Here is a 12,260-nt window from a genome sequence, read left to right as displayed (position 1 = left end):
GGGAGCACTCCCGCCGAGAGGGCCGCTCCCGCCAGGAGGACCGCCCCGCGCGGAGGGCGGGCGGCGCTGCTGGGAGCGGCGACGGTCCTGCTGCCCTGCGGGGTCACCCTCAGCACCGAGACGGTCGCCGTCTCCAGCGGGTCCGCGCTGGGCGGGGCGGCGGTCATGGCGGGGTTCGTGACGGGGACGGCGCCCGCGTTCGCCCTGCTCGGGCTCCTGCTACGGCGGGTCGCCGCGACCCGCCTGGCGGCGGTGGCGGGGGTGCTCGCACTGGCCGCCGGGCTGTGGACCGCGACCTCTGGACTGCGCCTGGGCGGCTGGCTGCCCGGCCCCGCCTCGCCCCCGGCGGCGCAGGCCGCCCGGACCGATCACACGGGACGGCCGGAACGGGCGGCGCAGCCGGGCACGGCGGGCGGCGTGCAGCGGATCGACGTCTGGGCGACGGAGCGCGGCTACCGTCCCGGGATCGTGACCGCCCGCGCCGGCGTGCCCGTCGAGATCGTCTTCCACCTGGCGGGGAACCCCGGCTGCGCCCGGACGCTCACCGTCGACGGACGCGACGTGACGCTCCCCGCGGTCGTACGGCTCGGCCCGCAGCGCCCCGGATCGCTGCGCTACGTCTGCTCGATGGGGATGTACACGGGCTTCATCACTTTCGCCTGAGCGCTCCCAACAACCGAACAGCCGATTACCCTCCGCATTCGCACGATCACGTGACACTCTTGCAGGTGGCGAGGAGGATGAGACATGGGGTGGTGGCCAGGCGATCCGGAGGCGGCCGCGGTTCTCGTACCCGCCCCCCGCGGGGCCGTCCACGAGGTGGGCGGCGAAGGACATGCAGAGTTGCTGGAGGCGGCGCGGAAGGGTGACGCGCACGCCGCGCACCTGCTCGGCCGTCATCACGCGCAGCGCGGTGACCGCTCGGCGGCGCGGCACTGGTGGGAGCGCGCCGCCGCGGCGGGCAATCTCGACAGCGCCTACAACCTCGGCATCTGGCACGAGAAGCACGGCAGCCTCGACGAGGCCGTGCGGTGGTACGAGCTGGCCGCCGCCGCCGGCGACGCCGAGGCCGCGCTGAACCTGGCGATGCTGCTGCTGGAGCAGCGCGGCGACCTGTCGGCCGCCCGCCGGTGGTTCGAGTCGGCGGCGCGGGCGGGGTCCCGGACCGCGGCCCGGCGGCTCGCGCTCCTCCACGAGGAGCGCGGCGAGCTCCAGGCGGCCGGTGAGTGGCACCGCAGGGCCGCCCTGGACGGCGATGCGGCCTCGGCTCACGACCTGGGGTTCCTCGCCTACGGCGCGGGCGAGGAGAACGAGGCGCTGCTGTGGTGGGAGCGGGCCGCCCGGAGCGGGCACACGGGCGCGGCCTACCACCTGGGCCTGCTCCTGGCGGCCGGCCGCGATCCCGAGGGCGCCGAGGCGTTCTACCGGATCGCCGCGGGGAGCGAGCACGCCGGGGCGGCCTCGCAGCTCGGCGGGATCGCGCTGTCCCGGGGCGACCTGCGCACCGCCCGCGCCTGGTTCGAGCGGGCCGCCCAGGCGGGCCGGGTGGAGGACCAGCGGATGGCCGGCTTCGTGTGCGTGGAGCTGGGAGACGTGCAGGCGGCCAGCCACTGGTTCGGCCGGGCGGCGGCCGGCGGAGACCCGGAGTCGGCGTTCAACTTCGGCCTGCTGCTCATCGCGGAGCTCGGCGACCTGCGAGGCGGGGAGCACTGGTTCCGCCAGGCGGCGCGGGCCGGGCACCGGCGGGCGGCGGCCGAGCTGGGCTCGTTGCTCTCGCTGACCGGTTCCACGCGCGAGACTCCCTGCGTCCCCGAGCCCCGCGCGGCCGAGCCGGGACCGCCGGCGCCGGCGGCCCCCGTCTGGGAGCGGATCGCCGAGCCCGAGCTCGTCGCCCGGGCCAGGCTGACGGTCTCCGCCGTGGCCCACCGGGGCGGCGCCCCGCTCAAGGCCTCCGACCTGGTCGAGGTCCTCGCCACCTGGGATTTCGTCACCCGGTCGCTGCCCGAGCACGCCGACGCCGTCGACTGGCTGGCCTCGCGGAGCGGGCTGCACCGGGGCGCCGTCGAGCACCTGAGCGCGGTGTGGACGGCCCTGCTCCGGCCGGGCGACGCCCCCTGGCCGGCCCCCGCCGAGATCGAGCACGTCCTGGCCACCGCCCGCGAGCTCCGGACCCGCCTCGGCCTCCAGTAGCCGGCGGGAACGGCGAAGATCGCCTGACGGGAGCGCGCCGCCCGGTCTCCCGGGCGGGCCCCTCCCACCAGACGATCTTCAGAACCACTCGGCCTTCAGAACCACTCGGCCGCGACCGGCTCGCGGCCGGGCGGGGACGAGGCGCGGATCAGGCGGACAGCACCTCGGAGACCGGCGTGAACGGCAGGCCGAGGGCGACCGCGACCGGCTCGTTGGTCAGCAGGCCCGCGTGGGTGTTCAGGCCCGGGGCCAGACCGGCGTCCTGCTGGAGGGCGGCCTTCCAGCCCAGGTTCGCGAGCTTGACCGCGTACGGCAGGGTCGCGTTGGTCAGCGCGTAGGTGGAGGTGTTGGCCACCGAGCCCGGCATGTTGGCCACGCAGTAGAAGATCGAGTTGTGGACCGTGTAGGTCGGCTCGGCGTGCGTGGTCGGGCGGGAGTCCTCGAAGCAGCCGCCCTGGTCGATCGCGATGTCGACGAGCACGGAGCCCGGCTTCATGCGGGAGACCAGGTCGTTGGAGACGAGGGTCGGGGCCTTGGCGCCCGGGATCAGCACCGCGCCGATGACCAGGTCGGCCTCCAGGACCTCCTTCTCGATCGCGTAGGAGGTCGAGACGAGGGTCTTCAGACGGCCCTGGTAGATGGCGTCGATGTGGCGCAGGCGGTCGATGTTGAGGTCGAGGACGGTGACGTCCGCGCCCATGCCGACCGCGATCTGCGCGGCGTTCAGGCCCGAGACGCCGGCGCCGATGACGACGACCTTGGCCGGGGCCACGCCGGGCACGCCGCCCGGCAGCACGCCGCGGCCGCCGTTGAAGCGCATCAGGTTGTAGGCGCCGACCTGCGGGGCGAGGCGGCCCGCGACCTCGGACATCGGGGCGAGCAGCGGCAGGGTGTTGCCGACCTGGACGGTCTCGTAGGCGATGCCGGTGACCTGGCGCTCCAGCAGGGCCTCGGCGCACGCCTTTCCGGCCGCCAGGTGCAGGTAGGTGAAGAGCACCTGGCCGGGGCGCATGCGGTGGTACTCCTCCGCGATGGGCTCCTTGACCTTGAGGATCATGTCCGCCTCGCCCCACACGTCGTCGGCGGTGTCGAGGATCTTGGCGCCGGCCGCGAGGTAGTCCTCGTCGGGCAGGTGCGAACCGAGCCCGGCGCCGCGCTGGATGACCACCTCGTGACCGTGGCGGACCAGCTCGTGCACGCCCGCGGGGGTGGCCGCGACGCGGTACTCGTGGTTCTTGACCTCGGTGGGCACACCGATCTTCACAGGGGTTTCCTTTCGGGAGTCGCGACAGAGAAGGGGGGCGGAGCCTTTAGAGCCGGTTCCATGCCTCGGTCAGCACGGAGCGGAGGATCGACTCGATCTCGTCGAACTCCTTGGGGCCGCAGATGAGCGGGGGGGCGAGCTGGATCACGGGGTCGCCGCGGTCGTCGGCGCGGCAGTACAGGCCCGCGTCGAAGAGGGCCTTGGACAGGAAGCCGCGGAGCATGCGCTCGGACTCGTCCGCGGTGAAGGTCTCCTTGGTCTCCTTGTCCTTGACCAGCTCGATGCCCCAGAAGAATCCGGAGCCGCGCACGTCGCCGACGATCGGCAGGTCGTGGAGGCGCTCGAGGGTGGAGCGGAAGACCGGCTCGTTGCGCGTCACGTGGCCGAGCAGGTCCTCGCGCTCGAAGAGGTCGAGGTTGGCCAGGGCCACCGCCGCGGAGACGGGGTGGCCGCCGAAGGTGTAGCCATGGGCGAACATCTCGGTGGGCTGCTTGAACGGCTCGAAGAGGCGCTCAGAGGCGATCATGGCGCCGATCGGCGAGTAACCGCTGGTCATGCCCTTGGCGCAGGTGATGATGTCGGGGACGTAATCGAACTTCTGCCCGCCGAACATGGTGCCGAGGCGGCCGAAGGCGCAGATGACCTCGTCGGAGACGAGCAGCACGTCGTACTCGTCGCAGATCTCGCGCAGGCGCTGGAAGTAGCCGGGCGGCGGCGGGAAGCAGCCGCCGGCGTTCTGCACCGGCTCGACGAAGACGGCGGCCACGGTGTCCGGGCCCTCCATCTCGATGGCGCGGGCGACGCGCTCGGCGGCCCAGTAGCCGTACTGCTCCGGAGTCATGCCGGCCACGCCGGTGATCTCGTCGGCGCGGTAGTGGTTGGTGTTCGGCACCCGGACCGAGCCCGGCACCAGCGGCTCGAACATCTGCTTGAACAGCGGGATGCCGGTGATCGACAGGGCGCCCTGCGGGGTGCCGTGGTAGGCGATCTGGCGGCTGATGACCTTGTGCTTGAGCGGCTTGCCGATCATCTTGAAGTACTGCTTGGCGAGCTTCCACGCGGTCTCGACGGCCTCGCCGCCGCCGGTGGTGAAGAAGACCCGGTTGAGGTCGCCGGGGGTCTGCTCGGCCAGGCGCTGGGCGAGCTCGGCGGCCTTGGGGTGGGCGTACGACCACAGGGGGAAGAACGCCAGCTCCTGGGCCTGCTTGGCGGCGGCCTCGGCCAGCTCGCTGCGGCCGTGCCCGGCCTGGACGACGAAGAGTCCGGCCAGACCGTCGAGGTAACGCTTGCCGTGAACGTCGTAGACGTAGGCGCCCTCACCTCGCACGATCATCGGCACCTCGGCGTCCTGATAGGCACCGTGCCGGGTGAAGTGCATCCACAGGTTGTCCTGCGCGGCCTTCATGACCGACGCCACGTCCGTGTTTTCCGGGTACGTCATAAAAATCTTTCCTCAGTGAGCTGGGCTTCCCACAGTGTGCATGCCGATCGCCCTTTTGCCAAGTGAAAGCGTTGATTCATGATGTAAGAACCTTGGAATCCGCAAAACGCTCATGTAACTACGACGAAATCCGCGACGTCAGCCAGCCGGCGATCAGGGCTCCGCCGTACACCGGCTCCAAGGTCCTCGATCATGAGGTAAGGCGCTGGACACGGGCGCGGGGCCCTGCCGCCTGTGCTCCAATAGGTGGACCACATACTGAGATGCGAGGGAACGTCGTGACTCCTGACGAGATCGAGGGCGCCGTCGCCGCGGGCATGCCCCAGGCAGTCGAAGACCTGAAGCGGCTCGTCTCCATCCCCTCCGTGGCCTTCCCCGGCCACCCGGAGGAGCCGGTGCTCGCGGCCGCGGCGGCCACCGAGGAGCTGCTGCGCGGCGCCGGGCTGCCGCACGTCCGGCAGATCCCGGTCGAGGGAAGCTTCCCCGCCGTCTACGCCGAGGCCCCGGCCCCTCCCGGCGCTCCGACCGTGCTGCTCTACGCGCACTACGACGTCCAGCCCGCGGGCGACCCGGCCCTGTGGCGCACCCCCGCCTTCGAGCCGACGGAGATCGACGGCGCGATCCACGGCCGCGGCGCCGCCGACGACAAGTCCGGCGTCATCTCCCACGTCGCCGCGCTCCGCGTCTTCCAGGGCCGGTTCCCGGTGGGGATCAAAGTCATCATCGAGGGCCAGGAGGAGTACGCCGGGGAGCGCCTGGAGGCCTTCGTCGAGCGCAACCCCGAGCTGGTCCGGGCCGACGCCATCATCGTCGCCGACACCGGCAACCCGCGCGTGGGCGACCCGTCGGTGACCACCTCGCTGCGCGGCATGGGCGCGTTCACGATCGAGGTCCGGACCCTGAAGGAGTCCGTGCACAGCGGCTCGTTCGGCGGCGCCGCCCCGGACGCCCTCGCCGCCCTGACCCGGATGCTGACCGCCCTCCACGACGACAACGGCGACATCCGCGTGCCCGGCCTGCCGCGCGGCGCCTTCCTGGGCGCCGGGCCGTCCGAGGAGGAGTTCCGCGAGACCGCCGGCGTGCTGGACGGCGTCTCGCTGGTCGGCTCCGGCTCGCTGGCCGACCGCCTGTGGGCCTCCTACGCCATCACCGTCACCGGCCTGGACGTGCCGACCGTCTCCGGCGCGATCAACGCGGTCCAGTCCGTCGCCCGGGCCCGCGTCACGGTCCGGGTGCCTCCGGCGGGCGACCCCAAGACGACCGTCGAGGCCATCGTCGACTTCCTCGCCAAGGTCGTCCCGTGGGGCGCCAAGGTGGACTTCACCGACTACGTGCTCGGCTCGGGCTTCCAGTCCGACTCCGGCGGCACGGCCCGCTCCGCGCTGAACCGCGCCATGGAGCGGGCCTACGGCAGGCCCCCGCGCGACGTCGGCGCCGGCGGCTCGATCCCGCTGGTCTCCACCTTCGTCCGGCAGTTCCCGGCGGCCGAGATCCTGCTCTTCGGCGCCGAGGACGAGGGCGCCTCGATCCACGCGCCCAACGAGCGGCTCGTCGTCGACGAGCTCCGCCGCACGATCGTGAGCGAGGCGCTCTTCCTGCAGGAGTACGGCGCCGCGACCATCGGCTGACCGGCCGGGGACCGCCCCCGAGAGCCCCGTCCTTCCGGGCGGGGCTTTTCCTTGTGCTAGTTTTTATACTGACTGGTCAGTTCTAATGGGAGGGATCAGTGGCCGAGGGAGTCACGGTGCGCGCCTGCGGGTTGTCCCTGAAGACCGGGCGCGGATGGGTCTACCGCGATGTCGCGCTCGACGCGGAGCCGGGAACCCTGACCGCCGTCGCAGGGCAGGCGGGCAGCGGGCGGACCAGCCTGCTGCTCACCCTGGCCGGGCGGATGAAGCCCACCGGCGGGACGCTCACCGTGGCCGGGCAGGCGAAGCCGCGGGCGATCCGCCGCGCCGCGGCGCTCGGGCTGGTCGACGGGGTCAACGACCTGGAGCGGGCCCTGACCGTCCGCGAGCACGTGCACGAGCGGACGCCGAGGCTGTTCCGGAACGCCGAGAGCACCCGGCGCGCCCGGGCGGCGCTGGAACTGGCCGGGCTGGAGGAGTTCTCCCCCGACGACCGGACGCTGATCCGCGACCTCGGCCGCGAGCAGCGGGTGCGCCTGGGGATCGCACTGGCCCTCCTCGACCAACCGGGACTGCTGGTCCTCGACAACGTGGACCTCGGCCTGGCCGCCGACCGGCGGGAGGCGCTCTGGGCGACGCTGGGCGGCCTGGCCGCCCGGGGGACGACGGTGATCGCCTCCTGCACCGAGAGCCCGCTGCTCCGGACGGTGCGCCTCGCGGGTGACGACGATCCGGTGCGGGCGGGGGTCTCACCGGATCGTGGGAGCGGCGAGGCGGAGACCGCCCCGGCCGGGGAGCCGGGAGAAGCCGGAGAGGCGGGGACCGCCCCGGCCGGGGAGCCGGGAGAAGCCGGGGAAGCGGAGGCCGCGCCGGGCGGCGAGGCGGAGGCCGTACGGGACGGGGGGCCGGAAGAGGCCGGGGAGAGCGAGGAGCGGGGACGATGAGACCGGTGCGGACAGGGCGGCTGGAACTGCGGCGGTTCACCCGGTCGCGGCTAACCCGGGCGGCGCTGGCGGGCGTGGTGATGTTGCCGCTGCTCTACGCGGGGCTGTACCTGTGGTCGTTCTGGGACCCGCAGGCGAACCTGGAGAACATCCCGGTGGCGCTCGTCGTGGAGGACCGCCCGGCCCGGGCCGGAGACAGGACGATCGACGCGGGCCGCGACCTGGCCCGCGAGCTGGAGGAGCGCGAGGTCTTCGCCTGGCGCAGGGTCGGCGCGCGCCAGGCCGCCGACGGCGTCGGCGACGGGAGCTTCTACCTCTCCCTGACGATCCCCGCCGACTTCAGCGCCCGGCTCGCCTCGCCCTCCGGCGACGGCACGCCCACCCCCGCCGAGCTGGGGGTCACGGTGGACACCGGCCGCAGCTACATCATGGGCACCATCGCCGACGCGGTGTTCGCCGAGGTGAAGGAGGCCGCGGGCCGTACCGCGATCAAGGACTACTGGGACGGCGTCTTCGTCTCCTTCGGAGAGCTGCACGACGCCACCGCCACGGCGGCCGAGGGGGCGCGGGAGCTCTCCGACGGCAACCGCACGGCGCACGACAGCACCGCCAGGCTGGGCGAGGGCGCCGACGGCCTGTCCACCGGTCTCGGCCAGGCCAGGGACGGCACCCGCCGGCTCACCGTGGGCCTGGGCGACGCCACCACCGCCACCGGGAAGCTGTCGTCCGGCGCGAAGACCCTGGACGAGGGCCTGGGCGACGCCGACGCGGCCGCCGCGAAGCTGTCCTCCGGCGCGAAGACCCTGGACGAGGGCTTGGGCGACGCCGAGAGCGGCTCCCGGAAGCTGGGCCGGGGGCTGGCCGCGCTCGAGACCGGGGCCCGCCGGGTCGCCGAGGGCAACGCCCGGGCCTACCAGCAGGTCCACACCCAGGTGGCGGAGATCAACCGGGTGGCCGACGAGTTCGTCCCGGTTCTGGAGGAGAACGGCGCGCGGCTGCGGACGCTCGCGCAGGCCGTCGAGAAAGGCGCCGACCTGGTGGCGGAGGGCGCGGGCCTGACGTCCCGGCTCGGCCAGGAGGCCGGGCGGGCCCGGCAGCAGGCGGAGCGGCTGCTCGCGATGCTGGCGGACGATCCCGACGCCGACCCGGCGCTGCGCGCCGCCGCCGAACGGCTCGTCCAGTCCACCCGGCAGGTCGAGAGCGGAACGGAGGGCGCCTCCGCGGGCGACGACGGCTCCGCCCTGACCCGGCTGCGGCAGGACGCGCGGCGGATCTCGGAGGTCGCCGGCCGCATGGCGGAACTCGCGCCGGACGCCGGGCGCATGCTCGACCGGGCCCGCGACAAGGTCAACCAGCTCGACGAGGGGCTCGGCGCGCTGGCCGAGGGATCCGCCGAGGTCCACGCGGGACTCGGCGAGGCCACCGCCGCGAACACCCGGCTCACCTCGGGCCTCGCCGAACTCGGTGACGGCGCCACCCGCCTCTCCGGCGGGCTCACCGAGCTCGACACCGGCCTCACCAGGCTCGGCGACGGCGCCACCCGGCTGTCCGGCGGGCTCACCGAGCTCGGCGGCGGGATCGGCAGGCTCGGCGACGGCGCCGCCCGGGTCGAGAACGGGGTCGGCAGGCTGCACGAAGGGGCCGGGAAACTCGACGCCGGTCTCGACCGGCTCGGGGAAGGGCTCGGCGAGCTGGCCGACGGCTCCCGCGAACTGAGCGAGAAGCTCGGTGAGGGGGCGGAGCGGATCCCGGACTACGGCGCGGACGAGCGGGCCGGCCGTACCGACATGATGAGCGAGCCGGTCACGCTGGCCAGCCGGGTCGTCAACGAGGTGCCCAACTACGGCACCGGGTTCGCGCCGTTCTTCGTCCCGCTGGCGCTCTGGGTCGGCGCGATGGTGATCTACATGGTCCTGCGCCCGCTCAACCCCCGTCTCCTGGCCGGTACGGCCCCCGCCTGGCGGATCGCCGCAGCCGGGTGGCTGCCCGGCCTGGCCCTGGGGGCGGCGCAGGTCGGCGTGCTGCTGGCGGTGCTGCGGTTCTCACTCGGGCTCCAGGCCGCTCACTGGGCCGCGGTGATCGGGCTCCTGCTGCTGGCCACGGCGGCGTTCCTGGCGATCGTGCAGGCGGTCAACGCCCTGCTCGGCGCGCCCGGCCGGGTCGCCGTGCTGGCGCTGCTGATGCTCCAGCTCACCTCGGCCGCCGGGACCTACCCGATCGAGACCTCGCCCGGCTTCTTCCAGACGATCTCGCCGTGGCTCCCGATGAGCTGGGTGGTCAGCGCGCTGCGGCGGCTGATCAGCGGCGGCGACCCGGCCGTGGCCTGGCAGGCCGGCGGGGTGCTGGTCCTGTTCACCGCGCTGGGGCTGGCGCTGAGCTGCTACGCCGTGCACAAGGGGCGGACCTGGTCGATGCGCCGCCTCCATCCCGAACTCGCGATGTGACTACCGTTGGGCTCATGAAGGTGAGCGGCCGGCGGGCCGAGACGAGGCTCCGGCTGTTCACGGCCGCCGTGGAGCTGATCGCGGAGCAGGGGTACACCGCGACGACGGTGGACGCGATCGCCGAGCGGGCCGGGGTGGCCAAGGGCACCGTGTTCTACAACTTCGGCACCAAGGAGGCCCTCTTCAGCGGCCTGCTCGACCACGGGGTGGGGTTGTTGTCCGCCGCCCTGTCCGGGGCGGCGGCCGGGGAGACCGCCCTGGACGCCCTCGACGCGGTGGTCCTGGCGCAGCTGCGCTTCTTCGAGGAGTACGGCGCGTTCGCCCGGGTGCTGCTGGCCGAGATGTGGCGCACCGCCTGGCAGGACGCGGTGGCCCGGCTCCGCGCGGACGCGATCGGCGTCTACGCGGACGTGTTGCGCCGGGCGGTCGCCGAGGGCGCGGTCCGCGCAGATATGGACGTGGAGACCGCGGCGACCGCCGTGTTCGGCATGGTGCTGACCGTGGCGATCGAGCGCCGGGCCCTGCACCCCGACCGCCCGCTCGAACGGGTCCACGCCACCCTGGTCGACCTCCTGCGCGGCCGCGTCGCCGGATGACCCCGCCCCGCCGTACGGCGGCGCCCGGCGCGCGGGCTCGACGCACGGACGGGCTCGACGCACGGACGGGCTCGACGCACGGACGGGCTCGACGCACGGACGGGCTCAGCGCACGGGCAGGTGGTAGGTGCGGCGGACGCTGCTCGGCTCCGCGCTCAGGTCGGCGCCGTAGATGTGCAGTGAGATCGCGGTGATGTCGCCGGTGTTGTGCACCTTGTGGATGTCCCCGGGTGGGGCGAAGCCGCTGACGTCGCCGGTGCGGTTGGCGACCCGGCCGATCTCGGTCAGGTGGTCGCCCTCGTCCCGGTAGAGGGTCTCGTACTCGATCCCCTGCAGGACGCCGAACACGCACCAGGCGATGTGGTCGTGGGGCCGGGTCTGCTGGCCCGGCCGCCAGACGACCGCGATGATCGAGAAATCCGGCTCGGTGTGGAGGGTGTGCCTGACGTAGCTCTCCGGGTCGCCGACCCGTTCCTCCTCCGTGAGGATCTCCGGCGTGGGCAGCCGTTCGCGCAACACGTCCGCGACGGCGAAGGCCGTGACGCGGGGCTCGGCGGGGCGACCGGCGACCTCCCGCACCGCCTCGACGAGTTCCGCCAGGCCGGGACGGGCAAGCGTCATGATTCCCATGCTTCAAGCGTGCGCCGGGCCGATACATAACGTCTAATGCCTATCTTTCGGGTGATTCATAGATATGGTTGATACATGCTGGATATCGTGCGGCTCCGCGTGCTCGCCGCCGTCGCCAGGCAGGGCTCGGTCACCAAGGCGGCCAGGGAGCTGCACTACTCCCAGCCCTCGGTCAGCCATCACCTGGCCAAGCTGGAGGCCGAGACCGGGGCCAAGCTCGTCCAGCGCGCGGGCCGGGGCATCCGGCTGACCGAGGCGGGACGGCTGCTGGCCGACCGGGCCATCGAGATCGTCGGCCGCGTCGACTCCGCCACCGCCGAGCTCTCCGCGCACGTGGGCCTGCGCGCCGGGCGGGTACGGCTGGCCGCCTTCCCCTCGGCGCTGGGCACGTTCGCGCCGGAGGCCGCCGCGTTGCTCACCCGCGAGCATCCCGCGCTGGAGCTGGGTCTCACCGAGACCGAGCCGCCCGAGGCCCTGCGCATGCTCCGCGCGGGCTACGTGGACGTGGCGGTCATCTTCCGCTACGACGACACCGCCCCGGAGGACAACGGGATCCGCCTGGTCCACCTGCTGGACGACCCCAGCTATCTGGTCGTCCCCGAGGGGCCCGCGGGGAGTCCCGCCGCCTCCCCGGTCACCGCGGAACCCCGTGGCACGGGGGCGGACGGCTCGGCACCACCGGCCGGCGCGGAACCGGACCGGGCGGAATCCGGAAGGGCGGGACCGGACCGGGCGGAATCCGGAAGGGCGGAGCCGGATGATCCGAACGGCCCCCTTCTCGCCCACCGCGGCGCCCGCTGGATCGCGGGCTGCGACCGGTGCCGGAGCCACCTGCTCGACCTGTGCGCGCGGCAGGGCTTCGAACCGAAGATCTCTTTCACCAGCGACGACATCGTGGCGGTCCAGGCCCTGGTCGCCGCGGGAATGGGGGTGACCGCCCTGCCCGGCCTGGCGCTGCAGGCGCATCGCCACCCCGGCGTCGGCGTCATCGAGATCCCCGGCTCGACCCGTCACATCTACGCCGCCGTCTACGGCGAGCCTCCCGACCCGCCCGCCACCACCGCCCTGCTGGCCGCCCTGCGGACGACGACCCGGGCGGCTCCCTTCCCGGCGCCCGCATGAT

Annotated in this window: 10 protein-coding genes; 7 read left to right on the top strand and 3 right to left on the bottom strand. The window is 73.5% G+C overall.

Translation table 11 applies throughout. From position 1 onward, the window contains the following. Positions 1 to 663, top strand: a 663-nt coding sequence (locus Plo01_RS05250) for a sulfite exporter TauE/SafE family protein (protein ID WP_203889345.1), incomplete at its 5' end; no start/stop codon positions are given. A gap of 84 nt (positions 664 to 747) precedes the next feature. Continuing rightward, entirely contained in the window at positions 748 to 2,190 is a 1,443-nt protein-coding gene (locus tag Plo01_RS05245; RefSeq protein WP_203889344.1) for a tetratricopeptide repeat protein, read from the top strand. Between the two features lie 148 nt (positions 2,191 to 2,338). Here Plo01_RS05245 and ald read toward each other — a convergent pair whose 3' ends face one another. Further along, positions 2,339 to 3,454, bottom strand: coding sequence for an alanine dehydrogenase (gene ald, locus Plo01_RS05240; RefSeq protein ID WP_203889343.1), 1,116 nt, complete (start codon positions 3,452 to 3,454; stop codon positions 2,339 to 2,341). A 46-nt stretch (positions 3,455 to 3,500) separates the two neighbouring features. Beyond that, on the bottom strand, positions 3,501 to 4,895 hold the full coding sequence (locus Plo01_RS05235) for an aspartate aminotransferase family protein (protein WP_203889342.1): 1,395 nt from the start codon (positions 4,893 to 4,895) through the stop codon (positions 3,501 to 3,503). A 278-nt stretch (positions 4,896 to 5,173) separates the two neighbouring features. Here Plo01_RS05235 and Plo01_RS05230 point away from each other — a divergent pair, with 278 nt between their 5' ends. The 4 genes from Plo01_RS05230 (at position 5,174) to Plo01_RS05215 (ending at position 10,507) form a co-directional block, all read left to right on the top strand. Continuing rightward, positions 5,174 to 6,523 (top strand): M20/M25/M40 family metallo-hydrolase, encoded by a 1,350-nt coding sequence (locus tag Plo01_RS05230; RefSeq protein WP_203889341.1) that lies wholly within the window; start codon positions 5,174 to 5,176, stop codon positions 6,521 to 6,523. 98 nt (positions 6,524 to 6,621) lie between these two features. Beyond that, positions 6,622 to 7,467: an ABC transporter ATP-binding protein gene (locus tag Plo01_RS05225; protein WP_203889340.1), complete on the top strand. Its 846-nt coding sequence runs from the start codon at positions 6,622 to 6,624 to the stop codon at positions 7,465 to 7,467. Beyond that, positions 7,464 to 9,911 (top strand): YhgE/Pip domain-containing protein, encoded by a 2,448-nt coding sequence (locus tag Plo01_RS05220; protein ID WP_203889339.1) that lies wholly within the window; start codon positions 7,464 to 7,466, stop codon positions 9,909 to 9,911. Before Plo01_RS05225 ends, Plo01_RS05220 begins: the two co-directional genes overlap by 4 nt. Positions 9,912 to 9,925: 14 nt before the next feature. Continuing rightward, positions 9,926 to 10,507, top strand: a complete 582-nt coding sequence (locus tag Plo01_RS05215; protein WP_203889338.1) for a TetR/AcrR family transcriptional regulator — start codon at positions 9,926 to 9,928, stop codon at positions 10,505 to 10,507. Positions 10,508 to 10,612: 105 nt separating this feature from the next. Here the strand turns inward: Plo01_RS05215 and Plo01_RS05210 are convergent, their stop codons facing one another. Next, complete coding sequence (locus Plo01_RS05210; RefSeq protein WP_203889337.1) at positions 10,613 to 11,128, bottom strand: cysteine dioxygenase family protein; 516 nt, start codon at positions 11,126 to 11,128, stop codon at positions 10,613 to 10,615. 84 nt (positions 11,129 to 11,212) lie between these two features. On the opposite strand from Plo01_RS05210, the gene Plo01_RS40010 reads away from it, so the two are divergent. Further along, positions 11,213 to 12,259 carry a LysR family transcriptional regulator gene (locus Plo01_RS40010; RefSeq protein WP_239315899.1) on the top strand — a complete coding sequence of 349 codons (1,047 nt, stop codon included), beginning with the start codon at positions 11,213 to 11,215 and terminating at the stop codon, positions 12,257 to 12,259. The last annotated feature ends 1 nt before the right edge of the window (position 12,260 follow it).

The organism is Planobispora longispora (assembly GCF_016863135.1).
In the GTDB taxonomy this organism is placed as follows: Bacteria; Actinomycetota; Actinomycetes; order Streptosporangiales; family Streptosporangiaceae; genus Planobispora; species Planobispora longispora.
Note: the sequence above shows the minus strand (reverse complement) of the source record. Positions and strands in the feature narration are given on the sequence as shown.

Coding starts and splice junctions, on each gene's coding strand:
- Plo01_RS05245 (WP_203889344.1), top strand. CDS start 748: ATGGGGTGGTGGCCAGGCGATCCGGAGGCGGCCGCGGTTCTCGTACCC.
- Plo01_RS05235 (WP_203889342.1), bottom strand. CDS start 4,895: ATGACGTACCCGGAAAACACGGACGTGGCGTCGGTCATGAAGGCCGCG.
- Plo01_RS05220 (WP_203889339.1), top strand. CDS start 7,464: ATGAGACCGGTGCGGACAGGGCGGCTGGAACTGCGGCGGTTCACCCGG.
- Plo01_RS05215 (WP_203889338.1), top strand. CDS start 9,926: ATGAAGGTGAGCGGCCGGCGGGCCGAGACGAGGCTCCGGCTGTTCACG.
- Plo01_RS05210 (WP_203889337.1), bottom strand. CDS start 11,128: ATGACGCTTGCCCGTCCCGGCCTGGCGGAACTCGTCGAGGCGGTGCGG.
- Plo01_RS40010 (WP_239315899.1), top strand. CDS start 11,213: ATGCTGGATATCGTGCGGCTCCGCGTGCTCGCCGCCGTCGCCAGGCAG.